Here is a 26,568-nt window from a genome sequence, read left to right on the forward strand (position 1 = left end):
ATTACAGCTCCACGCCCTTCTGGGCCTTGATGCCCTGGTCCTTGAAGGCGTGCTTGATCACTTTCATCTCGGTCACGGTGTCGGCCAGCTCGATCAGCGGCTCCGGCGCATGGCGCCCGGTGACCACGACGTGCTGCATGGCCGGGCGCGCCTGCAAGTCGTCGAGCACGGTATCCAGGTCCAGGTAGCCATGGCGCAGGGCGATATTGAGTTCGTCCAGCAGCACTAGTCCGTAGCCTTCGTCGGCAAGCATGCGCCTAGCCTGCTCCCAGGCGGCTTCGGCGGCGAGAATGTCGCGCTCGCGGCTCTGGGTGTCCCAGGTATAGCCATCCCCCATGACGTGATAATCCACGCCGGGCAGGTCACGGAAGAAAGCCTCCTCGCCGGTGCTGAACGCCCCCTTGATGAACTGCACCACGCCAACCTTCATGCCGTGACCGAGTGCGCGGGCGGCCATGCCGAAGCCTGAACTGCTCTTGCCCTTGCCGGGCCCCGTAAGCACCAGCAACACGCCCTGCTCCTTGTCGGCGGCTTTGATCCGCTCATTCATGATGCGCTGCTTGGCGGCCATGCGCTGCGCATGACGCTCTGGGTCGATGGATGCTCGGCTCATGGGTCTCTCCTTTTCAGAACCGCAGGGCTTTTCAAAACGTCGTGGCTTTTCAGAACGGCTCGGCTTTTGAAAACGGCTGAGCTTTTCAAAAAGACGTAGCACCGAGGAAAATCGTCATATCAGCGTTTGGGCACGAAGACCGGCGCGCCATCCACCATGGCGGTGGTCAACGCCTGACCGTAGAGGCCTTCAAGCGCTGCCGGCACCAGCATGCTGTCCGCCGCGCCCCAGCAGGCCTCGCCGTCGGGGTAGAGCAGCAGCAGGTGGCTGCACCAGCGGGCCGCCAGATTGAGGTCATGCAGGCACATCACCACGCCACAACCCTGATCGGCCTGTTCGGCCAGCAGCTCCATGACCGCCACCTGGTGGTGCAGATCGAGATGGTTGGTGGGCTCGTCGGCAAGCCAGAAACGCGGCGCCTGGGTCAGGAGTGTGGCGAGGCTGACGCGCTGACGTTCACCGCCGGAGAGGGTGGCGAGCTCTCGCTCGGCCAGCGGCGTCAGGTCCAGGCGCTCGAGCGCCGCCTGGGCCCGGGCGATATCCTCCGCGCCTTCCTGTTGCCAGGGAGCAATGAAAGGATGGCGGCCGATCAAGGCCGTCTCGCGGACGGTGGCCGGGAAGTCGTCGTGGTGTGTCTGGAAGACGATGCCCAACCGGCGTGCCAGCTCCCGACGCTTGAGGCGTGACAGGGGCTTTCCACCAAGGCGCACTTCCCCTGAGCGTGGTGCCCGCAGCCCGGCCAGGGTGTGCATCAGCGTCGTCTTGCCGGCGCCATTGGGACCCAACACACCCCAGCGCTCGCCGGGAGCGATGCGCAGATACAGCGGCCTGCCTGCCGGGCGTCCAGGAATATCGATGACCAGCTCACGGGCTTCGAGGGTCTCTATCTGCGGTTCCGAGATAGCCATCAGCGGCTCCGAGACAGCAGGTAGAGAAAGCTCGGCACCCCGAGCAGTGCGGTGATCACGCCCACCGGCAGTTGCTGAGGGGCGATCAGGGTACGCGCCAGGGTGTCGGCCAAGGTCAAGAGCGTCCCCCCGGCCAGCAGGCTTGCCGGCAGAATCAGTCGCTGATCGTTGCCGAGCCTCAAGCGCAGCATATGGGGCACCATCAGACCGACGAAGCCCACGCTGCCGGCCGTGGTAACCGCCACCGCCGTCAGCAGGCTAGCCAGCAGGAAAAGGGTCCACTCCAGCGGTCGTACCGCCACGCCCAGGGCTGCGGCTTGAAGACCGCCGCGAGCCAATACGTTGAGGGTGCGTCCCAGCGGCATGACCACCAGCAGGCTGGCAATGGCTACCCCCAGCACTGGCCAGGGGCTGCCGGCATAGGCCATGTCGCCCATCAGCCAATAGAGCATGCCGGGCAGCCGCTCCACCGGACTCACCGCCAGTAGAAAGCTGATCAATGCGCCCCAGCCAGCGGCCATCACCACCCCGGTGAGCAGTAGGCGGGTCGGCGTCCAGCTGCCGGTACCATGAGCCAGGCCGAAAACGATCAGGATCGAGACCAGCGCGCCGACAAAGGCCGCACCGGAGACCAGCGCCATGCTAGCCCCGGCGAGCATCGCCAGCAGCGCCGCCACCGAGGCCCCGCCGGAAAGCCCTAGCACATAAGGGTCTGCCAGTGGATTGCGCAGCAGTATCTGCATCAGGGCGCCGGCCAGGGCCAGCAAGGCACCGGTGCCGAAGGCAGCCAGCGCCCGCGGTAGCCTCAGCTCCAGCACCAGCGTCTGATAAAGGGCATCGCCGCCGCCCAGAAGCACCGCCACCAACTCATCCGGGGCAATGCCGACACTGCCCAATGCCAGGGCTATCGCCAGCGCCAGCAACGCGGCCAACGCCAGCCAGGCTAAAGGCCTCAGACCCCGCGTACGACTCACCCTATCGGCGCTAGCGTCGGCCACGCGCGACCTCCAGCCGGTCACATAGCGCCCGAGTGCCGTCCAGCAGCCGCGGCGTAGCGCGCTGCACTAGATCTGGGTCGACAAAGAAGAGGTTGTCCCGCTGCACCGCCGTCAGTTGGGGGAAATCCCCCCAGGCCTCGAGCCAGGTCGAGTTGGGATCGCCCATGCCGCCAGTGATAATCGCTTCCGGGTCGCGGGCCAGCACTGACTCGACGCCGATCCGCGGCGCCAGGGTGGACGCATCGGCAAAAAGGTTGACCCCACCACACAGTTCAAGCGAACGGCTGATCCAGTGTTCACCATTGATGGTCATCAGCGGCTGCTCCCAGACCTGATAGAAAACCGGCACCGGATCGGCACCAGCATAACGCGCCCGCAGCGTCGCCACGTCTTCGCGCAGTGACGCCGCCGCTGATGCGGCGACTTCAGGGGTGCCGGCCAGGGTGCCGAAACGCTCGAGGGTCTCGGCAATCCCCGCAAAGTCTTCCACGTCAGAGTAGTAGACCGGCAGGCCGAGTCGCGATAGCCGCTCGACCTGCTCACGGGGATTGCCACCCTGCCATGCCACCACCAGGTCGGGCTCCAGGGCCAGCAGGGCTTCAAGGTCCAGGCGGTCGTAACCGCCCACTTGAGGAATCGACCGAGCGGCGGCCGGGAAGTCACTGAAATTGACCACGCCGACCACGCGCTCGCCGGCGCCAGCGGCAAAGAGCAGTTCGGTGACGCTGGGGGAAAGCGCGACGATACGCTGAGCCGGGGCCTCCAGGCAGAGTTCATGCCCGGCGTCATCGCCCACGCAGACCTTTGCCCGGGCAACGCCGGGCAGGCAAGCCCCTAGCCCTATGATCAAGGTTAGGGGCAGGGCCGCCATCGAGGCCAGGCGAGCGTTCTTGCGCATCACTCGCCGAACCGCACGCTGAGGAAGGCCGCACGGCCAGGACTGTTATAGCCGTCGACGGTCTGGTACTCCTTGTCCAGCATGTTTTCCAGCGTCAGGCGGGTCGACCAGCGCGGGGCGAAGTTCCAGCCAGCGCGCAGGGCGAGGGTAGCAAAGCCGCCGACTCGCTCCTCATTGCCCGCATCGTCATAGCGATGGTTCTGGGCAATCACCGAGCCGCCCAGCGTCCAGTCGCCCAGAGCACGGTCTGCGTCGAACCGCAGGCTGCGCGATGCGCGGCGTGCAAGGCGCTTGCCGGTCTCGCGGTTCTCGGGATCGGTGTAGGTCAGAGCGGCGCGCAGCGTCCAGTCATTGACGTCGGCGCCGGTGGCAAGTTCCACGCCGCGAATTCGAGCCCGGTCGACGTTATCCGAGGTATCGACGCTGCCATCGCCGTCGGTATCGACCGTCGTGATCATGTCATCGATATTGCTCTGATAGACCGCGAGGTCCCAGAAACCGAGCCCCACCTGGCCCCGAATGCCCAGCTCATAGGTCTCCGAGGTCTCCGCATCGAGATTCGGATTGCCTTCGTAGAAGCCATCGTCTGGATAGTAAAGGTCATTGAAGGTCGGCGCGCGGAAGGCAGTGCCGTAGCTGGCGCGCAGGGTATGAATCTCGTCTAGCGCTACCCCCAGCGCCAGGCTGCCGGTCGTCTCTTCGCCGTAGGCCTCATTGTCATCATGGCGCAGCGAGGCCTGCACGCTCAGCGGTGAGAAGTCCATCAGCGCCTGAGTGAAGACGGCCGTGTTGTCGCGGCTGTCCTCGTCGAAGGCAGTGCTGGAGTCGACCTCATCGCGGGAATATTCAGCGCCGGCGATCAATTCATGACCACCCAAGGCCAGCGTATTCTCCCAGCGGGCGGTGCGCGTTTGAGTGTCGAAGACGCTGCTATACACAGGTGTTTCCTGTTCGTCTCGCGCTTCGCTGAGAGTCAGGCGGCTTGACCAGGCCTCGGTGATTGGCAGCTCAGCGTAGATGCCGGCCACCTGCTGCACGTAATCGGTGTCGCCGGGCGAGCCATAGGCATCGAACTCGGTATTGCCGCGCGCCCGCAGCCCCAGTACACCCAGCTCGGCACCACCGGCGAAGGTGTGCGAGAGGCGCACCAGGCCGGTCGTGTTGTCATAGCCCTTGTCGCCCTCGCCGTCGACGATCTCGTAGCCATCGCTCTCCAGACGGCTCGCCGCCACGTAATAGCGCGTACCGCTCTCGGCTCCGGACAGCGAGGCGCTGGCACGGCGGGTATCGAAGCTTCCGCCCCCCAGGCTGATGCTGGGAGTGGGCTCGCCCTCGCCTTCCGGCGTGAACAGCTGAATCACGCCGCCCACGGCATCGGCGCCATAGAGGCTACCGCGCGGGCCACGCACGATCTCGACCCGCTCGAACATGCGTGGATCGAGAAACTGCCAGGAGGGGTTGCCCGCGGTCGCAGAACGCAGCCGGATGCCGTCGATCAGCAGCGGCGTGGACTTGCTGCCGGTGCCGCGCAGGTAGACGCTCGTGTTCTTGCCAAAGCCGCCACTCGAGGAGACATCCACACCGGGCTGGGCGCGCAGAATATCGGTGATGTCCTTGGGATCCTGGCGGCGCAGGTCGGCCTCATCGATCACCGTGACCGAGGCCAGGCTCTGGTCGGCGGTGCGCGGCGCGAGGGCCGCGGTCACCACCATCGGGTTGAGCGCCTGCTGGCTGGCGGCAGTGTCGGAAGCGGCCTCGGAGGACGCCGTACCGGAAGCGGCGCTGGCAAAAGGCGCGACGCCAATACACAGGGCGGCCAGGCCCTGACGGCGGGGGAATGGTGTCATCATGATCGTGTATCCCTGAGCCGCACGCACCCGTGCGGCAAGAACCCTTGAAGGGCCGGGAAACGGAGGGATAAACAGGCCTGCCAGCGATAAAGACAACGCGAGCCCTGCCCAAGGGTCGCCCTCCGCGTCCTGGCATGCGCTCACCGGCCGGTATCCGGACTGACGAATGAAGGGCCTGACACTGCAAGCGAGTACTGCAAGCTTGCAATGCCAGAAAGGCACCTTCCGGACCGCCGCCTTCCCATGCCGCAGGGGCACAGTGGCGTACCATCAAAAGTAGTGGCGGACCTTGATTCGATCACCGTTGCGGGGGCAGCGTCGGAATGGCCGTTTGGCATCACCGACTTCCCGTTTAAACCCGGCCCATCTGCGCGGGCCTGGGTCACCTGAGAGTGGACGTAAGCTAGCAACCGGGGGTAGGCGAGTCAACGCGAATTCCTCAGCAGGGCCGCTTCAGGCATTGAGCCAGCCCGTGGCGCACGTACCAGACGGCATCGGCACGGCAGGCCGCATCCTGGTTGAACCAGCCGGCAAGGTCACGCAAGCGGCGTTCCTCGCTCGCCAATGGCACGATGCCCCGCCCCATCTCCGGCAGAATTAACACGACCTCACCGCCCGAGCGCTCCTCGGCCTCGAGCATGGCCTTGAGGGTGTCGACCAAACGCTGGCGCAGCCGGTCATCATCGCCTTCATCGGCCAGTGCTCGCGCGAGCCAATCGGTCCACCCGGTGATCACGACCGCAGGCGCTGACGCGAGCCGGTCCCGCCAGCCGGTCAGCGTATCGCCCTCGCCCACCTTCCCCGCCTTCAGCCAACTGGCATCAGGGAAGCGCGCGGTTACGATGTCGCCTTTGCCGGCGCAGGCACCACCGATGAAGAGCTGCATGACCAGCCATCCTCCTGGAGCGTAAAGGTGAAACAGCGTCCCTGGGCCTGGCCGACCACTCCGTCCCAGAAATCGGCCGCCTCGAGGCGGCGACGCAGCTCGCGGATGGTACCGCCATGGCTGACCGCCAGCACGCGACGCTGCTGGCGATGGCGTGCCTCGGCGAGCACGTCATCGAGCCAGGCTGATAGCCGTGCCCAGAGATCATCCGCCGACTCCCCGCCGGGCGTGGCCAAACGGCCCTGGCTGTCGACCCAGGCCCGATAGTCGGGGTCGTCCTTGAGCGCGTCCCAGGTTTGGCCTTCATAGTCGCCGAAGTTCAGCTCGCGCAGCCTGGCATCGTAGCGCGGCGTATCAGGATGGCCCTCCCACACCTTCGCAAGCGTCTGACGACAGCGAGCCAGATCACTGCAGTAGACGGCATCGAAATCGGTATCTGCCAGGTGGTCACGCAGCCGGTCCAGGTCTGGCTCGGCATCGGGCAACAGCAGCGGAATATCGCGGTGGCCCTGATAGCGACGCTGCTGGTTCCAACTCGTCAGACCATGGCGAACGACCACCACGTCGAGGCAGCGGGTACCGTCCAGGTGAAAGTCGCTCATCGACGCTCCTCCTCTTTACAAACCCAACTCGTCAGACCATGGCGAACGACCACCAGCTCCAGGCGATCATCAACAACCATAATTCTCCCCCCTCGATGGCGGCGCCGACGATATCGCCATTGATGCCGCCGAAGGCCCGGCGCATCGCCAGGCCGTAGATGATGATAAAGCTCGCAAGGCCGCTCAGTAGCCAAGCCATGCTGGGTATGATGACCAGCGCGGCCAGCGGCAGCAGCGCCGCCAGGGCGATATCCCGCAAACCGAGACTCTGCTGCCAGGCATGTGCCAGGCCCTCGGGCCGTGCCGCCGGCACCCACACCAGCAAGCCGACGCCGCCCAGCCGCCCCAGGGCGGCAACGGACACCAGCCACCAGGGGCTGGCGCCTGCCTCGAGCAGCGCCCATAGCAACATGGCCTTCCAGGCCAGATGGAAGACCAGCGCCAATATGGCGAAGCTGCCCACCTGGGAATCCTTCATGATCGCCCAGCGCCGCTCCAGCGGCGCATTGCTGCCCAGGGCATCGGCCAGGTCCATCAAGCCATCCAGGTGCAGGCCACCGGAGAGCGCCACCCAGAGACTCAGCAGCATCAGGGCCAGCATGGGGGTGGGCAGCAGCGGCTGCAGTAGTATACCGGCCCCGCCCACCAGGGTGCCGAGTAGCGCCCCCACCAGCGGATAGGCCCGTGCCGCCCAGCGCCTGGTGCCAGATGTCCAGGGGCAGGCCACGGGTACCGGTATCCGGGTCAGAAACTGAATCGCTAGCAGTACGCCGTAGATAGCGTCCTTCATGAGGCTTCTCCCTTGCCGTCATGGTGTGGCTTGCCGTCAACCAGGGTCTTGGCGCAGGCTGAGCCCTTCCAATCGATCGAGCAGCCGGCCACCACCTCGATCACCCGGTCAGCCTGATGGGCCAGATCGCGGTGCAGGCGCTGCAGAAAAACCAGGTAGCGCCAGACCATCTCGTCTCGCGGCGGCAGGTCCTCGTTGAGGTCGTTGGAGACCACCACCAGCGTTATCTCGCGACGGCGCGCCGTGTCGACCAGCTGACGAAGCATCCGGCGCCCGGCTTCTTCCTCAAGCCCGGCCTCGAACATCACTTGGCTGGCCCACAGCGTCAGGCAGTCGAGCAGCACGCTGCTGCCGACCGGCACATGGTCCAGCGCATCGGCTATTTCCAGTGGCGCTTCCAGGGTCAGCCAGTCCTCGCCGCGATCGCGACGATGCCGCGCGATCCTGGCGGCCATTTCATCGTCGCTAACCCGGGCCGTGGCCAGATACACCAGGCCGCCGGGCTCTGGCGAGCGCCAGGCCCGAGCCAGCGTCTCAGCCACTGCACTCTTACCGCAGCGGGCACCACCGGAGACAAAGGCGATCATGCTTGCCTCCAGGCGGCCAGCGCCTCGAGCAAGCACGCATTGTCCGTGCTGTCGCGCAGCGCCAGGCGCAGCCAGCGGCCATCGAGGCCGACAAAGTTATGGGTATGCCGGGCGAGCAGGCCACGGCGCAGCAGGAAGGCAAACAACGCTTCTGCCTCGGCGGCATCTCGGCCGTCCAGCAGCATGAAGTTGGCCTGCGTCGCCGGCACCCTATAGCCCAGCGCGCGCACCGCATTGGGCACGCCAGGACGCACACCGGCAAGCCAGGTGCGCGTGCGGGAGAGGTAGTCGGCGTCGGCCAACAGTGGCGCGACAAGCCCCAGCGCCAGGGCATTGACGCTCCAGGGCATCTGCAGGTCACGGGCACCTTGCACCAGCGAGGGCGAGCCAAGCATGTAGCCAAGTCGCAGGCCCGGCAGGTCATAGAGTTTGGTCAGCGAGCGCAGCAGTACCAGGTTGGGAGCCGACGCCAGCAAGGGCGTGAGAGCTTGCTCGTCGCTGAAATCGATGAAGGCCTCATCGACCACTAACGTCGTGCCCGTCTCAAGGCCTCGCGCCAGCAGACGCTCAATGGTCTCGGCCGCCACCATGGTACCGGTGGGATTATTGGGGCGGCACAGAAAGAGCAGCGCGGCAGGACGTGTCGTACCCGCCATGGCCCGCTCGGCCGCGTCGACGTCGAGCTCGAACGACTCGCCTCGCAGCCTAAGCGACTCGACCGAAAGACCGTAATGGGCGCAGGCGAGGCGGTATTCGCTGAAGGTCGGCTCGATCACCAGCGCCCGGCCACCGGCGTGCAGGGCGGCGGCCAGATAAATGGCTTCGGCACCGCCGTTGGTCACCAGTACTTGCTCGGGCAGCACACCGTCGCGTTCGGCGATGGCCCGGGCAGGCGTCTCGTCATCCGGATTCGGGTAGGCAGCAAGCCGGTCGGCGGCACCGCTCAGCCAGTCGCTCAGCCAGGCAGGCGGGCCCAAGGGATTGAGATTGGCGCTGAAGTCGATCAGCGAATGATCCGCCGGCAGGCCGAACCGCGCCAGCAAGGCCGCCCGACGCCCACCGTGATCGGGCCAATTTGTGCTCCCCGGCGTCATAACAGCCACTCCCGCATCAGCACCAGCGGTGCCGCCAGCAGCAGGAAGACCAGCCAGCCGCCGTGCATGTAACCAATCGCTCGCTCAATGTGGGCGACACTCAAGGCCTTATGGGGCGTACCCAGGGTAGCGCGCGGCGAGGGACGTCCGGCGTAGTGATTGAGGCCGCCAAGCTGCACCCCCATCAGGTTGGCTACCATGGCCTCTGGCCAGCCCGCATTGGGGCTGGGGTGCCGAGGCGCCTCGCGGCGAGTGCTTGCAAGGGCGCCGCGCCAACGGCTGCCGGGAATGGCCCATGCGGCCAGCCACAGCGACAGGGCGGTGATCCTTGCCGGTAGCCAGTTCGCCGCATCGTCGAGCCGCGCCGAAGCCCAGCCGAAGTCTTCCAAGCGCGGGCTGCGATAGCCAACCATGGAATCCAGGGTGTTGGTGGCCTTGTAGGCCAGCGCCAGCGGCGCACCGCCCAGCAGCGCCCAGAACAGCGGTGCAGTGATGCCATCCACGGTGTTCTCGGCCACGGTTTCCACCGCGCCCCGGGCGAGTTCGCTCTCATCAAGGCCGGTCGTGTCCCGGCCCACGATCATGGAAAGGGCGTTGCGGGCGGCCTGCATATCGCCCTGTGCCAGCGGCGCGGCCACCGCCCGCGCGGCGTCGGCAAGCCCCCGAGCCGCCAGCGTGGTGGCCAGCAACACAAGCTCCACGGCCACCGACAGCCAAGGGCTGACCCAGGCGAGCACGGCAAGGACACTCCAGGCGAGCGCCCAGGTGCCACCCACCACCAGCACCGCCAGCCACTGGCCGCGCCGCCGGCGATCGGCGCAAGTCCCGTGGTTCCAGGCTCGCTCGAGTCGAGCGATGACCCGGCCAATGCCAACGACCGGATGCGGTAGCCAGCGCGGGTCACCCAGCAACAGATCCAGCAACAGGGCGGCGCCGATCAGCGCCAGCAGCTCGATGGACAAAGGCGCCACGATCATTGATTCAGACAGCATGGAACCGAATGCGTCTGGCATGGCATGAGGGTGAGGGGCATCGGATCAGTGGGCCTCACGGTTATCGACGCCGGCATCGGCGAAGGTCGCCATCTCCGAGAGCATGGCGGCGGCCGACTCTAGCAGCGAGAACGCCAGGGCGGCACCACTGCCCTCTCCCAACCGCAGGGAGAAATCGAGCAGCGGATCGGCGTCCAGCGCAGCCAGGGCGCGATCATGGCCGGGCTCATGGGAACGATGAGCGAAGATCAGATAAGGACGCAGTGACGGATCGAGGCGACAGGCCGTCAGCGCGGCGACGGTGGCAATAAAGCCATCGACGAGAATCGGCAGGCGATGCGCGCCAGCGCCGAGGTAAGCCCCTACCATGGCAGCGATCTCGAGGCCCCCCAGGCGCGCGAGCACGTCCATGGGATCGTCGGGACCGGCCCCCCGAGCGACCAGGGCGGCCTCGATGACGGACTGTTTGTGGACCAGGGCATCGCCGGCCACACCGGTGCCCGGCCCTACCAGCTCGGCCACCGGCACATCGATCAGTACGGCCAGCATGGCCGTGCTGGCGGTGGTATTGGCGATGCCCATTTCGCCGACGATCAGGCAGCGACAGCCGGCCTTCGCGGCGCGCTCGGCGGCACGTCGACCGACCGCCATGGCCGCTTCGGTCTCCTGCTGGGTCATGGCGCTCTCTCGCGCCATGTTGCGCGTTCCCGGACGCACCTTGTCATGCACGATGCCGGGGCCCGACAAGTCGCTCGCCACCCCGACATCGACCACCTCGAGCCGAGCGCCAATGCGTCGCGCAAAGACATTAATGGCCGCCCCACCGGCGACGAAGTTGGCGACCATCTGAGCGGTCACCGCCTGGGGAAAGGCGGAAACGCCCTCCTCTGCCACGCCATGATCGGCAGCGAAGACCACCACCCCGGGCGGGCTGACGCGGGGAAAATCTTCCCCGGTCACGGCGGCCAGCGTCACCGCCAGGGACTCGAGACGCCCAAGGCTGCCGGGAGGCTTGGTGAGGGTGTCGAGGTAGCGGCCAACCCGCTTGGCACAGGCCGTGTCGAGATCAGGGATCAGTGGCGAAGAATCATTCACGAGACGTCTCCGGAGCTGCTTTTCAAGCCAGGTATCTTACCAGAGCCTCACTTGCGGAGCCTGGCCTGGCGACGCCGTGCGACAGACACTGACCTTTTCCCCCCCCGTCGGCCAGAGACTCGGCTAGCCTGAGAAAAGCACGCTCCAAGCAAAGGGTGCATGGGCGATAATCACAGAGGGCATAACGATGCGCTTTCATCAGGTAAAAGAGCTGGTGCGCTGGGCGGCGGATTATCACCAGCGCTTGGCGGAGTACTACGCCAAGCACGCCGGCGGCAATGTCAAAGAGCGAGTGCGCATGGCCCTCGAGTATCTGGCCAATCATGAACGCACCCTGCAGGCAAACCTCGAGGATTACTTCACCGACGGCAGCGACCACCACGCCGTGCTGGACACCTGGTTCGACGACCCGGTCGACTTTCCCCACCTACCGGTTCTCGATCGGCTTCCCGAATGCATGGACTGCGACAGCGTGCAGGACGTGCTGGCCACCGCCCTGGCCACCCACAAGACGCTGCAGGATCTCTACCGGCACCGGGCCGACCGGGCCAGCATCGAGGAAGAGCGCGACTTCTTTACCGCCCTCGCCGCCGGGCACGACGGCGAGGTGCGCCGCCTGGCCCGGGATATTCAGCGTCTCGAGGATTATTGATGGTTTACGCTGGACCTGCCTCACGTAGGATAAGCAGGCCATTCGCTGCCAGGAACGCCGATGTCTCCAAGCCAGATCAGCAAGACCAAGACCAGCTTCTATCGCCGCCTCTATGTGGCCTACCTGATCGATCAGGGCATCGCCAGCGTGCCCGCCCTGACCGAGGCCACCGGTATGCCAAGGCGCACCGCTCAGGACACCCTCAACGCCCTGGCCGAGCTGGACATCGACTGCCGGTTCGAGCCCGAGCCAGGCGAGCGCCACAACATTGGCCGTTACGTGATTCATGACTGGGGCGCCATCAACCCCGAATGGATCGCTCGCCACCAGGCCGCCATCAAGGCAGCGCTGGGCTATCCATAAGCGCCGCATCGAACCGCGGTCGCCAGCCGACTCGCGCGCGCTCTATTCCCACACTATCTATTCCCACACTTTCTATTCGCACATTCTCTAGAAACGATCCGCGCGAAAGGGTGCCATATCAATGGCCGGCGTCTCGCCGTCCATCAGCTCACCGAGCAGGCGCCCGGTCGTCGGCCCCAGCGTGAAGCCCTGATGGCCATGGCCGAAGGCAAACCACAGCCCCTTGTGTGACGGCGCCGGGCCGATCACCGGCTTCATATCCGAGGTGCAGGGACGGGCGCCCTTCCAGGGCGTGTCGTCGCGCCGGGCCCCCAGCGGCACCAGCTTGCGAGCCACCGCCTCGGCGGCATCCAACTGATCCAGGGCCGGCGCAGCATCCCGGTTCGCCAGCTCAGCCCCCGTGGTCAAGCGCACACCGGCGCGCATCGGTGCCAGCAGATAGCCGACCTCGGCATCCATGACCCAGTGATTGAGCGTACGCCCTTCCTGCAGGGCGTAATGCATGTGATAGCCGCGTTTGACGAACAACGGCAGCCGGTAGCCCAGGCGACTCAGCCAGTCGCCGGACCAGGGGCCCATCGCCATCACTAGCTCAGCGGCCTCCAGAGAGCCAGCGTCGGTTTCCACCTTCCAGCCATCAGCGCTCTGTTCAACCGACTCGACGCTTGCCTTGACTACCTTGCCGCCCAGCGCCTTGAAAGCCTCGGCATAGGCCGCCACCAAGCCACCGGGATCGGCGACGGTCCAGCTGTCGCGCCACAGAATCGCGCCGACGATCTCATCGGACAGATCGGGCTCCTGTTCGGCGAGCGCTGCTCGGTCGAGCCGGTCGTACGTAAGGCCAAACCGTTTGGCCAGAGGGGCCACCTTGGCCAGACGCGCCTCGAAGGCCTCAGGGGTGCGATAGAGCTCCAGCCAGCCGTCGCGGCTGACCAGCGCATCCGCCCCGGCAGCCTCGATCATCGGCGCGTGCTCCTGAGTGGACAGCGCGATCAGTGAGGCATATTCGGGCAGAATTCGCGCATAGGGGCCCGGCGCTGAATTCTGCCAATAGCGAAACAGCGAACCGGCCGATTCCAGCATGCCGCTGGGCCGGTAACGGATATCCACGCGCTGATTTGGCATCACCTGCATGAGGGTCTTGGCATCCCGCGGGAAGGCATAGGGCGCCACCGCTTCGCGCTGAATGATGCCGGCATTGCCAAACGAGGTCTCGTGGCCCGGCTCCCGGCGATCGACCAGCACCACCGAACGCCCCCGCTTGGCCAAGTGGTAGGCGATCGATACACCGACCATGCCGGCCCCCAGGACGATGGTATCGCTGACATCAGGTTTCTTGGACATGCGCACTCCTGACCTTGGGGGAAAACAACCGGCAATTACCGGACCTCCATTCTAGAGCATCTGCCGACGCATGCCATGCCGATCCAGGTTGGGCTCAGGGCCTCTGCTCCAGCTGGACGGCTGACGCCATGGCATGGCTCGCGTAAGCTTGGGTGCATTCACTTTCCCGCCGGAGCTCCCATGACCGATCGCGATACGCGCCATCAGCAATCGATGCAGAAACTCAAGGCCCACGTCGACGACAAGGTGGCCAACGCCACCGAGGAACGCGGCTTGCTGATGGTCTTCACCGGTAACGGCAAGGGCAAGACCACCGCCGCTTGGGGCACCGTGACCCGCGCACTGGGCTACGGCTACAAGGTCGGCGTTATCCAGTTCATCAAAGGGCTATGGGAATGCGGCGAGCGCGAGCGGCTTAACGACGACACCAACCTCGAGGTCGCGATCATGGCCACCGGCTTTACCTGGGACACCCAGAACCGGGAGAGCGATACTCAGGCCTGCCAGGAAGTCTGGCAAGAAGCCAGGCGCATGCTCGAGGACCCCGAGGTCTACCTGGTGGTGCTCGATGAGATCACCTACATGATGAAGTACGGCTACCTGGACAGCGCCGAGGTTATCTCTGCACTCGAGAACCGCCCGACAGAGCAGACGGTGATTATTACCGGCCGCAACGCCAACCGCGAGGTGGTTGCCATGGCCGATACAGTGACCGAAATGCAGGAGACTCGCCACGCCTTCAACGCAGGGCTGAAGGCACGCCGCGGCATCGATTTCTAGGCCACGAACTTTCTCACTGCCTACGGCTCACACATGATGACGCCTTCGCCTCACAGGCCGAGCTGGCCCCATGCGCAAATGGAGACGACCGATGAATGCCAAGGGAATCCTCGATCAACTGATGAAGCAGGCCAGCGGCCAAAGCAAATCCAGCGGCGGGTTCGACGCCCAGCAACTGGTCAAAGGCCTTTCCTCTCAGTTCAGTGGCAATAGCGGCAAGGAAGGCGCTTCCAGCGGTGGCTTCGACGTCAAGAGCCTGCTCGGCGGCGGCGCCATGGGCGCACTGATTGGCTCCAAACGCGGCCGCAAGATGGGCGGCAAGGCCCTCAAGTACGGCGCCATTGCTGGCGTCGGCGTGCTGGCCTGGAAGGCGTGGCAGAATCGCCAAGCCAGCGGCGACTCTGCCCAAGAAGGCGCGCCCATCGACGACCTGAATGGCCAGGCCCAGGAGCAGCGCAGCCTGGAGATCCTGCAGGCAATGATCATGGCGGCGCGGGCCGATGGCCATATCGACGACACCGAACGCCGCCAGCTTGGTGAACAGATAGAAGCCCTGGGCGCCGACGCTGAGCTACAAGCCTGGGTTGAACAGCAGTTTCAGGCCCCGCTGGATGCCGAAGCACTGGCCCAGCAGGCCGACTCGCCCCAGGCTGCCCGGGAGATCTATCTTGCCAGCGTGGCGATCATCGACGACCAGAACCCCATGGAGCGCGCCTGGCTCGATCAGCTTGCCGCCGCCTTGGAGCTGGACGCCGAGATGCGCGCCGAGCTGGAGCGTCAGGCCCTGGGTGCCGCACAGGGCTGAATGACCCGACGCTTCTGAGCAGGCGCTTCCGAACAGAGACTAACGACTAGAACGATTACTAGAGAGCTACCGCTAACGATGGCCGAGCCGATCGAGTAAGGCCGCATCATCGACCACAGGTTCGGTCATCTCGGGCAACACCTCGGCCGGCAGCGCCATGATGCCGGCTTTCTCATGGATAGTAAGCACCCACTCCTGGCAGCGCCCACAGCGTAGCTTCTCGCCACCGTGCCCCGCGTGTTGATGCTCTAGCTCATCGAAGCCGCCGGCGAACTGCACCGACACCTCTGGCCAGAACAGCAGCTTGGTGGCACTGCCATCCGCCCCGCAGCAATCCGCACAATCACAGTGTGCCGCCCCCAGCGGCGCCCCGGTGGCCATTAGCGTTACCGCCCCGCAGCCACAGTCGCCCTGGTAGAAGGGTCCGTTACTCATGATGGGCTCCATTGGCCAACAATGATGTTGCCAGTGTGACAGCGACCGGCCGCGCTCTACCAGCTGACACCTTGCTCGCAGGCAGACGGGAGCATCGAGTTGAAAAGTGCTCAAACGGCGCTTGAAACTAAACGTAAAAGGGCCGCTTCAGCGATGAAGCGACCCAAAAACTTCGGAGCAGGGTCAGTGGCTACCACTCTTTTATTGCCGGTAGCAATGCGCGCCAGCGCAGCGTAGGTGCGTCCTGCAGCAGCCAGTGGTTAAGCTGCATCGAAGTCCAGGGGATGAATTTCATCAAGATTGACCGTGTTGCGAGCCACCCACAAATCGTACATATCCTGCATCGCCAACCAGCTCTCAGGTGTACGCCCCAGAACCTTGGATAGCCGAAGCGACATTTCCGGGCTAACACCACTCCCCCCTTTGAGTAGCCGAGACAACGTGGAGGGTGAAACCCCCAGACTGGAAGCAAGCTGACGGGCACTGATACCGAAAGGCTCCAAGTAGACCTCCCGAATGAATTCACCAGGATGCGGCGGATTATGCATAGTCATTAGTGATAATCCTCATAATCAAGAATGTAGGCGTTGCCGTCCTGAAACTCGAACGTCATGCGCCAATTTCCGTTAACTCTGACCGACCACCGCCCCTTATCCTTTCCCATCAATGGATGAAGCCGAAAGCCAGGGATGTCCATGTCCTCCACCGAAGTAGCCGTATCCAGAGCAGCTAACTGCATACGCAGCTTCTTGGCGTGATCTGGCTGGATGCCAGATGTGCTGCCGGTCGAGTAGAACCGTTTCAGTCCTTTGTGACGGAATGATTTAATCATGAAGAAATAATAGCATGTTGCGCATCACGCAACAACAGATCTTAACACCGGAGCACATCGGCGACCTTGAAGTGGCGACAAAGGAGCCACGTAAAGGGCGTCCGGCGGCCGCGAACTGCTGCGTCTTGCTAATTGGATACCTCAATGTACCACTTGGGTTTGATGCGCCCGAAATCCCGGCGAACATTTGATTTCAGTGCCTTTTTGGAGTCTAGCACCTTTGCCTCGCCATTTTTTCGGACGAACAAAACCCAGTGCCAAAATGGCTTGCCCTGCTCTATTCGCCATTTAATGGCGAATAGAGCAGGGCCTTATCTGGCAACTGCTCCCAAGACTCGAATGGTGTTTCTTTGGGAGATACGGAGATACCAAATTCTCGCAGAAGAGTTCGGACGTACTCCGTGTCGGACCAGAGTGATGTGTCTGATGCGTGAATACCAAGAGCGGAGGCTCTACTTCTGGCCTCAGCATAGCTGAGTCCCGCCAGTGCGGCAGATGCTGCAATGCCACAACCGGTCACTTCTTCTTGAACGACAACTTCCATATCTTTACCAACGCCATCCAGCATGCGTGGCTACGGAATGGAGGCGAAGCCGCAATGTAGTAGACGTCGCCGTGCCTGGCCTTGTTAGATTGCTAGCTACGCTCCTCATCAAGCCTCTTTGCGAACTTGTTTAGCTCGCGAGCGAGCTTTTTAAGGAATTTTGTGTCTGATGGAATCTCAAGCTCTGCGTAAGATTCACCTGCTTGCTCGCCAGCATAATGAATCCACGCCGAAGAGTGGTCATAGGTTATGTATAGGCCACTTGGGTTCATGGTGAACTTCTTTTCTCTTCCAGGAACTACAACAGTAAAATCTTCCGGAAGTTCTATGTAGTGACCCTTTTGAGTTTTCTGCCTTCCCACTTCTTATCCTCCTTTTGCAAACTAACGCCTAGGCTCAGCGGCCGCTTTGGAGGCGCAACGCGCCGGAAACGAGGTCCGCTGCAGCCCCTGGTTATAAGGTGAACCTTTATCCACAGTACACGTAACGACGACAGTTCCAGTCAGACGGGATTTTGTTTTTTTTATAAAGCCAGTGAAAACTGGGATAGAGAACTTTGACTAAAGGTTCGCCGTCTGTCTCAGAAATGGTGGAAAGCCACGCATGTATGGTATCCATCAGTTGCCCATATTTATGGTAGAAGATTCTGAGGTCGAGAGTACGCTTACGCGCTTGCTCCGCCACTAGATCGAAAACCTGGGATATCCGATCTATTGCACCGTTATCGGGTGGCCCCTCGGCATATAAAGCCCTAAAGGGGATCTGTTGCCCTCCCTCAGATACAAAGCATCCATGCTTCGCACCAGCTGGCTCAGATGCGGCATGGAACAGTTCAATCCATTCCTCAAAATCATCGTTTGAGATGCTATCTCGGAAAAGCTGAATCATGCGAAAACTATTCTCCAGCTTTCGCTGATTCTGGCCTCTGTGATAGGTCAGCAAACCAACCGCACCGCCTACCACACCAAGACATAGCATTAACCAACCCCGAAGCTCTTCGATCAAGGCGATATCCATATGAAATTCTTATAACGCTTCAAGCAGAGGCGCCAGCTTCGCTGGCGTCCTGCTGGCTTGACTTTTTATGCGATGACCTAGCATGCCGTATAGGTAGTATATTTTCGCCAACAAGCCGTTTTTTATTGTTTATAATTTCATCCTCAATTGCACGCAGGTAATTTCCAAAGCTAACGAAGGTAGAAATAAATTCTTCTTGATCTATTTGTCCGTGCTCAAGAAGCATGTAGATCTTCTCCGTTATTTCTCTATTCCCATGAAACAGCTCAATATGAGTCTCTTGGAGTTCAGGAAAATACAAGCGAACATACATAAGTATCTGCTTGTTAATATCTAACAAGTAGAGCTTATGTGTATGCTCAGGATCCTCCAATATAGAATTATCACCATGGGTGATATTCCTTATCATCTCAAACCTAACAGCGTGCTTGTTAGATAGATCATTAACTGCAAGATACAGCTCTTCTAGTTTTTTCGTGCGAAGTTCAATAGAGTTTCTGCGAGATAGAAACCATTGCGATAGGAAAAACAGCGCTATAGCGACAAACGCACTTATTATTGCAGGAAGCATTTTAGACCCAAGAAGTTCTTCCATATTCACATCCATACTAGATTCGCATAACTGTTAAGCATTTCTTCGCCGTGCGGAGCATGGCGTATAAATGCTTGTTGGACTAAGCCGACATCCTAGGTCCGACCATAGCCTTTTGCTTATAAAAGGCACAATGCCGCCGATGATCACGCCAGGCTTTCTTGTAGCGCTCGCTGCGCTTGATCGAGTTCAAACTGGCTAAACACTCGCACGCCGTGGCGTTCGAGCAGGGCGGCGGTGACGCCTTGGCCGGGCACGCGGTGGCCGGTGAAGCTGCCGTCGTAGAGGGTGCTGCTGCCGCAGGAAGGGCTGGCTTCGGTGAGAATAGCGACGCGGATATCATGCCGCTTGCACAACGCCAGGGCCTGCTCGGCGCCGCTTAGAAAGGCTTGGCTGACATCTTCGCCGTCCCGGGCGATCACCCGGGCGGTACCGTCCCAGACACCAGCGCCTCCGCCGCCCTGGATCTCGGCGGGAGCGCGGGGAGTACTCAGGCCGGCCTGTACTTCGGGGCAGGCGGCCACCAGGCGCCCTTCCCGGCGCCAGCGCTCAAGGGTGGGATCATGCAGCGTCTTGGCGCCGCCGTCGTAGCGCACCGGTTGGCCAAGCAGGCAGGCGCTGATCAGTAGTTTTTCCATAAGCGCTAGCCTGCCATGCCATACCGGCGCATGGGAATATCCTTTACCGGCTCAGGCCCCCTGCGCCATGGCCTGCTGGAGAAAGGCCTCGCAGCGCTGGCGCGCTGGGCGCTCGTTAAGGCCGGCACAGTAAGCCTCGAACTCGGGGCGCCAGGGGATGGAGCCGAACTGCAGTCCCCAACTGAGATGAGCCCCCACATAGATATCCGCGGCACTGAAGGCGTCGCCGGCGATATAGCGCTTGCCCGCAACAGCGCCTGCCAGGGTATCGAGCACCGCTTGAAGGCTGCCGCAGCCAAGCTGCATGTGCTGACGCTCGTCCGGATAGACACCCAGCAGGCCTTTGAGAGAGACGGCGGTTTCCAGCGGCCCGGCCGCGAAGAACAGCCAGCGGTAGTAGTCGCCCCGCAGCGCCAATGGTGGCGCTAATCCGGCTTGGGGGAAGGCATCGGCCAGGTAGGCGCAAATGGCAGCGGTCTCGGTGACCACTACGTCGCCGTGGCGAATCGCCGGCACCTTGCCCATCGGGTTGATGGCCAAATAATTCGGCGCCTTCATCGAAGTGCCATAATCCAGCACCACCATGCGATAGGCGACGCCGAGCTCCTCGAGCATCCAGTGGACGATGCTTCCCCGCGACAAAGGGTGGGTATAGAAGATTAGCTCGTCTGTCGCCGCCTCTTCCCGGCGATCACTACCCCAGGGTCCCTCGGAGACTAGGCTGGCCGCATCCTGTTCGACGACGCCTTGGTCGCTGCCTGCCAGTTTGAGGCCGGTCAAGCGCTCTGCCTGCTCATCGGGCAAGGCATCGGCCACCTTGTCGCGCAGCTGTGCGGCCGGGGCGGCCAGCGGGCCCGCCGCATCCTCGACCTTCACCAGCCCCAGCGCCAGCGCATCGAGTTGCTCGTCGGTCAGCATCAGCGCCGGCAGCAGCACGCCGGGCGCCAACGTATAGCCGGTGCCGGGCACATGCTCGATGTCGACACCGACCGCTTTCAGCACGGCGATATCCTGATACAGGGTGCGCAGCGAGATACCCTGTGTCTCGGCCAGGGTCGTGCCGTTCACCGGCCCCTCGTGGCGGCGCATCACACGGACAATATCCTGCAAGCGAGTCTTACGGGACATGTAGTTGGTCTCCTCGGGTTGCTGGCACAGGCGTCATCTTCGCGGCAGGTTGCTCAACGATGAATGGCTCAAGGCCGGATGCAAGGACTGACTGGCAGCAAAACTCGGCAGCACAACCTGCTCAACACAATGCGGCCAGCAATATCGACACAGGTATCGGCTCTTGGATCATGCAGTAAGCCTCAGCCTTGGCGTCCTTGATGCGTGCTCTCGCAGATCTCTTAGCCTTCCGTGAGCGCGAACGCTTACAGACTAGCAGTAAGTGTCAAAAAACGAAGGGATGGCCGTAAAAAAAAATCAACAGCAGCCACCTGCCGGCATCATATCAGCGCAGGGGCTTGGCTGAGGCTGCCCGTCAATTGGCGTAGGTTACCTCAAGGCGTGAAGGGCCAGGATCGTAGAAACAGGCCTTGAAGAACTAGGCCTTGAAGAACCAGGCCCTGTCGAACCAGGCCCTGTCGAACCAGGGCAGGAAGCATCAGGGCTTATAGAAGATGAAATCGCCGACTCTGGCCGTTTCGGTGAACTCCGCCGCCCAATAGGGAGAGATGGTGCGCTGATGGAAAAACATCGCTCCGCCGGTGTGATCCGAAAGCTGCCCATTGAGTGCCTGGCGCGCGACCTCCTTGACGATCGCATAGCGCTGCGGCTCCTGGACATCATCCCCGCGACCATCGCACCACCAGGAAAACTGGCAGTAGCCCTGCTCGCCGCCTTGCTTGACCACGCCGCAAATGGTGTCCGGAAAGCGACTATCCGCGAGCCGGTTCATCACCACATTGGCCACGGCGGCCATATCATCGGTGCCTTCTCCCTTGGCTTCCCAATAGACAGCACGCGAAAGGCAGGTAATCGCATCATCGAGTGGCGACGCACCCGCGGGGTCCACCGCCGCAACGCCGGGACGAGTGATGGCCACGGCCGGATCGGGGCGCGACTCGCTGCCACCGTCGACGATGCTCTGCTCGATCAGTTCCGCCTTATCCTGAGCGATCGTCGACTTCTGCTCTCGGGTCAACGGCGCACTCTCCGCGGCCATCACGGGGTCTGCGAGCATCAGCACCGCCAGGCCGAGCACCAGAACGAACTGGTACATAGGTGAACCTCCTCAATGCAGTACCGCGGCGCCATGCCGACAAGGTTTCTCGACCGATAATACTCCAGCAGCACTATCGATGTGGATAATCCACAAAATCGGCTAGCCGACACCGCATGTCTCGCCCATAAAAAACGGCGAACCGAGGTTCGCCGTGGAAGGTGGTCAGAGCGCCTGACCGAGAGAGACCGTTGTCGTGGAGATCAGATCTCGAAACCGAGACCGAAGTCCTCGGCGGAGATCGCCATCAGCGAAGCGCCGCCGGCCTTGATCATTTCTGCATGAGCCCGGGTGCGCGGCAGCAGGCGCTGATAGAAGAAGCGCGCGGTATCGAGCTTGGCTTGGTAGAAGGCGTCTTCCTCGCCGCCAAGCGACTGCTGTGACTGTTTGGCGGCGCGGGCAAACAGGTAGGCAAGGGTCACGTAGCCCGAGTACATCAGGTAATCGACGCTGGCGGCCCCGACCTCTTCGCGATCGTTCATCGCCTTCATGCCCACGCCCATGGTCAGCTCGCCCCATTCGGCATTGAGCCCGGCAAGGGGTGCGACGAATTCCTGAAGGGCCGGGTTATCGGCTTCGGCCTTGCAGAACTGGTGAATTTCCTTGGTGAAGACCTTGAGGGTCTCGCCCTGGCTCATCAGCACCTTGCGGCCCAACAGATCGAGGGCCTGGATACCGGTGGTGCCCTCGTAGAGACGAGTGATACGCGCATCGCGCACCAACTGCTCCATGCCCCATTCCTGGATGAAGCCGTGGCCGCCGAACACCTGCACGCCCTCGTTGGTAGCCTCGAAGCCGACCTCGGTGAGGAACGCCTTGACGATCGGCGTCAAAAGGCCAAGCAAGGTCTCGGCCCGCTCGCGCTCGGCAGGATCTTGACCGTGCTCGACCAGGTCGACCAGCTGGGCGGTATACATCACCAGCATCCGCCCACCTTCGGCAAAGGCCTTCTGGGTCAGCAGCATGCGCCGCACATCCGGGTGCACGATGATCGGATCGGCGGGCTTAGCCGGTGCCTTCGCGCCAGACAGCGCCCGCATCTGCAGACGGTCGCGGGCATAGGCCAGCGAGTTCTGAAAGCTTGCCTCCATTAGCCCGAGGCCCTGAATACCCACGCCGATGCGGGCCACGTTCATCATCGTGAACATGCAGGCAAGCCCCTTGTGGGGACGGCCCACCAGGTAGCCTCGAGCACCGTCGAAGTTCATCACACAGGTGGCGTTGCCGTGGATGCCCATCTTGTGTTCCAGCGACCCACAGGAGACGCCGTTGCGCGCGCCCGGGTTGCCGTTTTCATCCGGCAGGTCCTCTGGCAAGTACTTCGGCACCACGAACAGCGAGATGCCCTTCGAGCCTTCTGGGGCGTCAGGCAGCTTGGCGAGCACCAGGTGCACGATGTTTTCGGCCAGGTCATGCTCGCCCGCCGAGATGAAGATCTTGGTACCGCTGATGTCATAGCCGCCATCATCGGCCGGCACCGCGCGGGTCTTGATCAGGCCCAGGTCGGTGCCGCAGTGAGGTTCGGTCAGGCACATGGTGCCGGTCCAGACACCCTCGACCAGCTTGGTCAGGTAGGTGGCCTTCTGCTCCTCACTGCCGTGATGACGCAGGGCATCGGCGGCGCCATGGGAAAGCCCCGGATACATGCCCCAGGCCAGGTTGGTGGCACAGGTCATCTCGGAAAGCGCCATGCCCAGCGAGTGCGGCAGGCCCTGGCCGCCGAATTCCGGCTCAGCGGCAAGGCCCGGCCAGCCCCCTTCGATGTACTGGCGGTAGGCTTCCTTGAAGCCTCGGGGCGCCTTGACCTCGCCGCCTTCCAGCAGGCAGCCCTCACGGTCACCGCTCTGATTGAGCGGCAGTAGCACCTCGCGGGAGAAGCGTGCGCCCTCCTCGAGAATCGCGCCGACGACATCCGGCGTGGCGTCATCGCCGCCCGGCAGCCGTGAATAGTGGCCGGGGAAGTCCAGCAGCTCGTCCATCACGAAGCGCAAGTCGCGCAGGGGGGCCTGGTAGTCGGGCATCTCGCACACTCCTGAAAGCATCATCCACTCGGCCGCTGCCGAAGGATTAAAACATGTGTTTGAAATTATCCAGCTACCCGCCTGTAGTCAAGCGGTCGTTTAAAAAATGGCAAGCCGGCAAACAGCATAAGTTTGCCTGATCCATAGCAAACGCCCCCGTAGCACTGCTACGAGGGCGTTTTTCTTCAAGCTTCGAGCTTATGGCTTACAGCTCCCGGCGTAGCCGGGTCATTGCATGCGAATGCCTCCGTCGAGGCGGATCACCTCGCCGTTGAGCATCACGTTGGTGATGATCTGCTCGGCCAGGCTCGCAAACTCAGCAGGCTTGCCCAGGCGCTTGGGGAAAGGCACGGCGGCCGACAGCGACGCCACCGCATCCTCGGGGATGCCGCTCATCATCGGGGTCTCGAATACCCCGGGGGCGATACTCATCACCCGGATGCCGTGGCGCGACAGCTCACGGGCCAGCGGCAAGGTCATGCCCGCCACACCGGCCTTGGAGGCACTGTAGGCGGCCTGGCCCACCTGGCCGTCGAAGGCCGCCACCGAGGCGGTGGTAATGATCACCCCCCGCTCACCATCATCCCCCGGGGCGTTGGCGGCCATGGCGGCGGCGGCCAGCCGCATGACGTTGAAGGTACCGATCAGGTTGATCTCGACGGTGCGGGTATAGCCGGCGAGGTCTGCGGGGTTGCCCTCACGATCGAGCAGCTTGGCTACGCTGACCACGCCAGCACAGTGCACCACCCCGTGCAGGCCACCCGCGTTCACGGCGAGATCGACGGCGGCCTGGATATCCGCTTGCTGGGTCACATCGCCACGACAGGCCGTGGCAGCCTCGCCGAGCCGGCCGGCCAGTTCGTCTACTGCGCCGTTGAGGTCACAGAGCACCACTCGGGCACCGCCAGCGACCAACCGCTCGGCGGTGGCAGCGCCGAGTCCGGAGGCGGCGCCGGTGATCAGGAAGGTTTTTGCATTGACTTGCATGGTCTCTCTCCGGTCTAGGCAATGTCTGAAAGTACTGCGCTCGTCGACTTTTCAGACACAACCTAAGACGTGCGAACGTCGTCGGCTGCCTGGGCACGCAGCTTGAAACGCTGAATCTTGCCACTGGGTGTCTTCGGCAACTCGTCGATGAAGGTGATGATCCGCGGAAAAGCGTGAGTCGACAGGCGCTCGCGCACCCGCTGGCGAATCTCGTCGGCCAGTTCGTCGCTGGCCTCGAAGCCTTCGCGCAGCACGACGTAGGAAGTGATGATTTCGCCACGGATCTCGTCGGGCTGGCCGACGGCGGCACTCTCGGCCACCGCCGGATGCGTCATCACGGTATTCTCGACATCGGTGGGGCCAACCCGGTAGCCGGCCGTGCTGATGATGTCATCGTCGCGGCCGGCAAACTGGAAGGTGCCGTCCTCGGCCTTTACCACCACGTCGCCGGTCAGATAGTAGCCATCAGCGAAGGGTCGCTTTTCCTGCCAGGTGTAGCCTGGGAAGAAATGCGCTGGCGAATGGGCGATATCCACGGCCAGCACACCCGGCTCCCCCGCTGGCTGCTCGTGATTTTCGGCATCGAGTATTACCAAACGATAACCGGGCATCGGCACCCCCATGGCGCCGACATGCTTGGGGTGCTCGAGGCCATGATGGTTGCAGCAGGTCATGCCGGTCTCGGTCTGGCCGTAGTGGTCCATCACCGCACAACCCAGCGCCCCTTCGACCCAGTTCACCACTTCGGTGTTCAGCGGCTCGCCAGCGGAGCTGGCGGCCCGCAGTGAGAGGTTGCGGTGGGCATCATCGAAGAGTCCCGAGGCTTTCATCAGCCGATAGGCGGTCGGCGCGGCGGCGAAGTTGGTAATGCCATGGCGCTGCATGAAGGCAAGTGCGCCCTCGGCCGTAAAGCCCGCCTCGCAGAAATGGGTGGTGCCACCCAGCAGCAACGGGCCGGTGATGGCGTAATACAGGCCATAGGCCCAGCCCGGGTCGGCCATGTTCCAGAAACGATCATCGTCGCGCAGCCCGATGGCCAGCTCCATGTAGCTGGCAAAGGCCGGCAACGCCGCCAGCGGCACCGCCACGCCCTTGGGCTTGCCGACGGTTCCGGACGTGAACATCTGCAAGAAGGGCGCATCGCGGCTCAGGCGCGGCGGCGTTGCGGTCATCGGCGCATGGCCGATAGCCGTCTGCCAGTCGAGATCCTCTGGGTGCTCGACATCGGCGCCTTCCATGCACATTACCGCCGGACACTGGGTCAGGCCATCGAACTTGGCGCGATTGGCGTGATCGGTGATCACCAATCGCGTATCGGCCCGCGACAGGCGGTAGTCGACGGCATCCGGCCCGAAGGCGGTGAACAGCGGCTGATACACGGCGCCGATGCGCCAGGTGGCCAGTACCGTGATCAACAGCGCCGGCGTGCGCGGCAGCATGCTGGCGATGCGATCACCGACGCCCAGCCCGCGTTCTTGAAACCAGCCGGCCAGCCGAGCGCTCTGGGCATCTAGCTCGGCATAGCTCAAACGCGACACCTGCCCATCGCAGGATTCATGCACCAGTGCCGTTACGTCACCGCGACCGGCACGCAGCTGGCGCCCACAACAGGCCTCATAGGCATTGAGATGGCCGTCACGATGGTCATCGAGACGAGCCACCATGTCATCGAAAGAGAAGCGATCAGTGGGCGACTGATAGGGCTGAGGCGGTGTTGTCATATTGAGCCTTCTCCTGGGGCTTGGGCCTGTGACGACCTTGGCTACCACATCATCTAGTTAACGTTAACGTCAACTAGTAACTTAGCAGCATGGACAGACCTAGCAAGCGCTTGCTACAACGTCTTTAGTCGCGCACGCAAAGCGCCTTGGCATGCCCTTGTCGCTCACGTCCAAGACGATGACATGGCCAAGCGTCATGACTGGCCAACGCGATGAGACAGGAAAAGTTAAAAGCGGTGAGAACGCGCTGCTAGGCTAATCGGGGAGCAGCGCAGAGGTATCGGAAAGGGAGTCGCCGCG

At 62.9% G+C, this 26,568-nt stretch carries 31 protein-coding genes and 1 riboswitch; of the genes, 5 read left to right on the forward strand and 26 right to left on the reverse strand.

The genetic code is table 11. The features are described 5' to 3' along the window. Position 1: 1 nt before the first annotated feature. The 12 genes from cobO (HUS66_RS04485) to cobT all read right to left on the reverse strand — a co-directional run bounded on the left by cobO (HUS66_RS04485) (position 2) and on the right by cobT (position 11,313). The gene (cobO, locus tag HUS66_RS04485) at positions 2 to 613 is read right to left on the reverse strand and encodes a cob(I)yrinic acid a,c-diamide adenosyltransferase (protein ID WP_175069743.1); all 612 of its coding nucleotides are present in this window, start codon (positions 611 to 613) and stop codon (positions 2 to 4) included. Between the two features lie 119 nt (positions 614 to 732). After that, entirely contained in the window at positions 733 to 1,500 is a 768-nt protein-coding gene (locus HUS66_RS04490; RefSeq protein ID WP_425340069.1) for an ABC transporter ATP-binding protein, read from the reverse strand. 20 nt (positions 1,501 to 1,520) lie between these two features. Further along, positions 1,521 to 2,519: a FecCD family ABC transporter permease gene (locus tag HUS66_RS04495; protein WP_282848116.1), complete on the reverse strand. Its 999-nt coding sequence runs from the start codon at positions 2,517 to 2,519 to the stop codon at positions 1,521 to 1,523. Further along, complete coding sequence (locus HUS66_RS04500; RefSeq protein ID WP_254628677.1) at positions 2,506 to 3,417, reverse strand: cobalamin-binding protein; 912 nt, start codon at positions 3,415 to 3,417, stop codon at positions 2,506 to 2,508. The genes HUS66_RS04495 and HUS66_RS04500 overlap by 14 nt, the downstream gene beginning before the upstream one ends. Continuing rightward, entirely contained in the window at positions 3,417 to 5,264 is a 1,848-nt protein-coding gene (locus HUS66_RS04505; protein WP_175069822.1) for a TonB-dependent receptor domain-containing protein, read from the reverse strand. Before HUS66_RS04505 ends, HUS66_RS04500 begins: the two co-directional genes overlap by 1 nt. Before the next feature lie 131 nt (positions 5,265 to 5,395). Beyond that, positions 5,396 to 5,672, reverse strand: a riboswitch (cobalamin riboswitch). Positions 5,673 to 5,706: 34 nt separating this feature from the next. Beyond that, the gene (locus tag HUS66_RS04510; RefSeq protein ID WP_175069745.1) at positions 5,707 to 6,153 is read right to left on the reverse strand and encodes a bifunctional adenosylcobinamide kinase/adenosylcobinamide-phosphate guanylyltransferase; all 447 of its coding nucleotides are present in this window, start codon (positions 6,151 to 6,153) and stop codon (positions 5,707 to 5,709) included. Further along, positions 6,105 to 6,755, reverse strand: coding sequence for a histidine phosphatase family protein (locus HUS66_RS04515; protein ID WP_175069746.1), 651 nt, complete (start codon positions 6,753 to 6,755; stop codon positions 6,105 to 6,107). The genes HUS66_RS04510 and HUS66_RS04515 overlap by 49 nt, the downstream gene beginning before the upstream one ends. A gap of 31 nt (positions 6,756 to 6,786) precedes the next feature. After that, the gene (gene cobS, locus HUS66_RS04520) at positions 6,787 to 7,545 is read right to left on the reverse strand and encodes an adenosylcobinamide-GDP ribazoletransferase (protein ID WP_175069747.1); all 759 of its coding nucleotides are present in this window, start codon (positions 7,543 to 7,545) and stop codon (positions 6,787 to 6,789) included. Beyond that, on the reverse strand, positions 7,542 to 8,132 hold the full coding sequence (locus HUS66_RS04525; protein ID WP_175069748.1) for a bifunctional adenosylcobinamide kinase/adenosylcobinamide-phosphate guanylyltransferase: 591 nt from the start codon (positions 8,130 to 8,132) through the stop codon (positions 7,542 to 7,544). Before HUS66_RS04525 ends, cobS begins: the two co-directional genes overlap by 4 nt. Beyond that, complete coding sequence (cobD, locus tag HUS66_RS04530) at positions 8,129 to 9,226, reverse strand: threonine-phosphate decarboxylase CobD (RefSeq protein ID WP_175069749.1); 1,098 nt, start codon at positions 9,224 to 9,226, stop codon at positions 8,129 to 8,131. Before cobD ends, HUS66_RS04525 begins: the two co-directional genes overlap by 4 nt. Continuing rightward, positions 9,223 to 10,218: an adenosylcobinamide-phosphate synthase CbiB gene (gene cbiB, locus HUS66_RS04535; RefSeq protein ID WP_254628679.1), complete on the reverse strand. Its 996-nt coding sequence runs from the start codon at positions 10,216 to 10,218 to the stop codon at positions 9,223 to 9,225. Before cbiB ends, cobD begins: the two co-directional genes overlap by 4 nt. Positions 10,219 to 10,263: 45 nt before the next feature. Further along, positions 10,264 to 11,313: a nicotinate-nucleotide--dimethylbenzimidazole phosphoribosyltransferase gene (gene cobT, locus HUS66_RS04540; protein ID WP_175069750.1), complete on the reverse strand. Its 1,050-nt coding sequence runs from the start codon at positions 11,311 to 11,313 to the stop codon at positions 10,264 to 10,266. A 187-nt stretch (positions 11,314 to 11,500) separates the two neighbouring features. On the opposite strand from cobT, the gene HUS66_RS04545 reads away from it, so the two are divergent. Next, complete coding sequence (locus HUS66_RS04545) at positions 11,501 to 11,965, forward strand: 2-hydroxyacyl-CoA dehydratase (protein ID WP_175069751.1); 465 nt, start codon at positions 11,501 to 11,503, stop codon at positions 11,963 to 11,965. 60 nt (positions 11,966 to 12,025) lie between these two features. Further along, positions 12,026 to 12,328, forward strand: coding sequence for a winged helix-turn-helix domain-containing protein (locus tag HUS66_RS04550; RefSeq protein ID WP_175069752.1), 303 nt, complete (start codon positions 12,026 to 12,028; stop codon positions 12,326 to 12,328). An 87-nt stretch (positions 12,329 to 12,415) separates the two neighbouring features. On the opposite strand, the gene HUS66_RS04555 is transcribed toward HUS66_RS04550, so the two are convergent. After that, positions 12,416 to 13,672 (reverse strand): NAD(P)/FAD-dependent oxidoreductase, encoded by a 1,257-nt coding sequence (locus tag HUS66_RS04555; protein ID WP_175069753.1) that lies wholly within the window; start codon positions 13,670 to 13,672, stop codon positions 12,416 to 12,418. A gap of 180 nt (positions 13,673 to 13,852) precedes the next feature. On the opposite strand from HUS66_RS04555, the gene cobO (HUS66_RS04560) reads away from it, so the two are divergent. Then, positions 13,853 to 14,452, forward strand: coding sequence for a cob(I)yrinic acid a,c-diamide adenosyltransferase (gene cobO, locus HUS66_RS04560; protein WP_175069754.1), 600 nt, complete (start codon positions 13,853 to 13,855; stop codon positions 14,450 to 14,452). A 91-nt stretch (positions 14,453 to 14,543) separates the two neighbouring features. Beyond that, on the forward strand, positions 14,544 to 15,257 hold the full coding sequence (locus HUS66_RS04565; protein ID WP_175069755.1) for a tellurite resistance TerB family protein: 714 nt from the start codon (positions 14,544 to 14,546) through the stop codon (positions 15,255 to 15,257). Positions 15,258 to 15,329: 72 nt separating this feature from the next. Here the strand turns inward: HUS66_RS04565 and HUS66_RS04570 are convergent, their stop codons facing one another. The 3 genes from HUS66_RS04570 to HUS66_RS04580 all read right to left on the reverse strand — a co-directional run bounded on the left by HUS66_RS04570 (position 15,330) and on the right by HUS66_RS04580 (position 16,524). Beyond that, positions 15,330 to 15,692: a hypothetical protein gene (locus tag HUS66_RS04570; protein ID WP_175069756.1), complete on the reverse strand. Its 363-nt coding sequence runs from the start codon at positions 15,690 to 15,692 to the stop codon at positions 15,330 to 15,332. 260 nt (positions 15,693 to 15,952) lie between these two features. Next, positions 15,953 to 16,246 (reverse strand): HigA family addiction module antitoxin, encoded by a 294-nt coding sequence (locus HUS66_RS04575; protein WP_175069757.1) that lies wholly within the window; start codon positions 16,244 to 16,246, stop codon positions 15,953 to 15,955. Further along, complete coding sequence (locus HUS66_RS04580) at positions 16,246 to 16,524, reverse strand: type II toxin-antitoxin system RelE/ParE family toxin (protein ID WP_175069758.1); 279 nt, start codon at positions 16,522 to 16,524, stop codon at positions 16,246 to 16,248. Before HUS66_RS04580 ends, HUS66_RS04575 begins: the two co-directional genes overlap by 1 nt. A gap of 14 nt (positions 16,525 to 16,538) precedes the next feature. On the opposite strand from HUS66_RS04580, the gene HUS66_RS04585 reads away from it, so the two are divergent. Beyond that, on the forward strand, positions 16,539 to 16,715 hold the full coding sequence (locus tag HUS66_RS04585) for a hypothetical protein (protein WP_175069453.1): 177 nt from the start codon (positions 16,539 to 16,541) through the stop codon (positions 16,713 to 16,715). Between the two features lie 86 nt (positions 16,716 to 16,801). Here HUS66_RS04585 and HUS66_RS18065 read toward each other — a convergent pair whose 3' ends face one another. The 10 genes from HUS66_RS18065 to HUS66_RS04635 form a co-directional block, all read right to left on the reverse strand. Then, a complete protein-coding gene (locus HUS66_RS18065) occupies positions 16,802 to 17,092 on the reverse strand; it encodes a hypothetical protein (RefSeq protein ID WP_425340067.1) in 291 nt (96 codons plus the stop codon). Between the two features lie 68 nt (positions 17,093 to 17,160). Further along, a complete protein-coding gene (locus HUS66_RS04595) occupies positions 17,161 to 17,430 on the reverse strand; it encodes a hypothetical protein (RefSeq protein ID WP_175069759.1) in 270 nt (89 codons plus the stop codon). A gap of 106 nt (positions 17,431 to 17,536) precedes the next feature. After that, positions 17,537 to 18,085, reverse strand: coding sequence for a hypothetical protein (locus HUS66_RS04600; RefSeq protein WP_175069760.1), 549 nt, complete (start codon positions 18,083 to 18,085; stop codon positions 17,537 to 17,539). A gap of 19 nt (positions 18,086 to 18,104) precedes the next feature. Then, positions 18,105 to 18,680 carry a hypothetical protein gene (locus tag HUS66_RS04605; RefSeq protein ID WP_175069761.1) on the reverse strand — a complete coding sequence of 192 codons (576 nt, stop codon included), beginning with the start codon at positions 18,678 to 18,680 and terminating at the stop codon, positions 18,105 to 18,107. Positions 18,681 to 18,823: 143 nt separating this feature from the next. Further along, a complete protein-coding gene (locus HUS66_RS04610) occupies positions 18,824 to 19,315 on the reverse strand; it encodes a DUF523 domain-containing protein (RefSeq protein WP_175069762.1) in 492 nt (163 codons plus the stop codon). Positions 19,316 to 19,366: 51 nt separating this feature from the next. Beyond that, on the reverse strand, positions 19,367 to 20,443 hold the full coding sequence (locus HUS66_RS04615) for an HTH domain-containing protein (RefSeq protein ID WP_175069763.1): 1,077 nt from the start codon (positions 20,441 to 20,443) through the stop codon (positions 19,367 to 19,369). 478 nt (positions 20,444 to 20,921) lie between these two features. After that, positions 20,922 to 21,539, reverse strand: coding sequence for a cell wall hydrolase (locus tag HUS66_RS04620; protein WP_175069764.1), 618 nt, complete (start codon positions 21,537 to 21,539; stop codon positions 20,922 to 20,924). A 203-nt stretch (positions 21,540 to 21,742) separates the two neighbouring features. Next, entirely contained in the window at positions 21,743 to 23,560 is a 1,818-nt protein-coding gene (locus tag HUS66_RS04625; RefSeq protein ID WP_175069765.1) for an acyl-CoA dehydrogenase C-terminal domain-containing protein, read from the reverse strand. 228 nt (positions 23,561 to 23,788) lie between these two features. Continuing rightward, positions 23,789 to 24,547: an SDR family NAD(P)-dependent oxidoreductase gene (locus tag HUS66_RS04630; protein ID WP_175069766.1), complete on the reverse strand. Its 759-nt coding sequence runs from the start codon at positions 24,545 to 24,547 to the stop codon at positions 23,789 to 23,791. Positions 24,548 to 24,609: 62 nt separating this feature from the next. Then, entirely contained in the window at positions 24,610 to 26,268 is a 1,659-nt protein-coding gene (locus tag HUS66_RS04635; RefSeq protein ID WP_175069767.1) for an AMP-binding protein, read from the reverse strand. Positions 26,269 to 26,568 lie beyond the last annotated feature (300 nt).

Source organism: Onishia taeanensis, assembly GCF_013349955.1.
Classification (GTDB): Bacteria; Pseudomonadota; Gammaproteobacteria; order Pseudomonadales; family Halomonadaceae; genus Onishia; species Onishia taeanensis_B.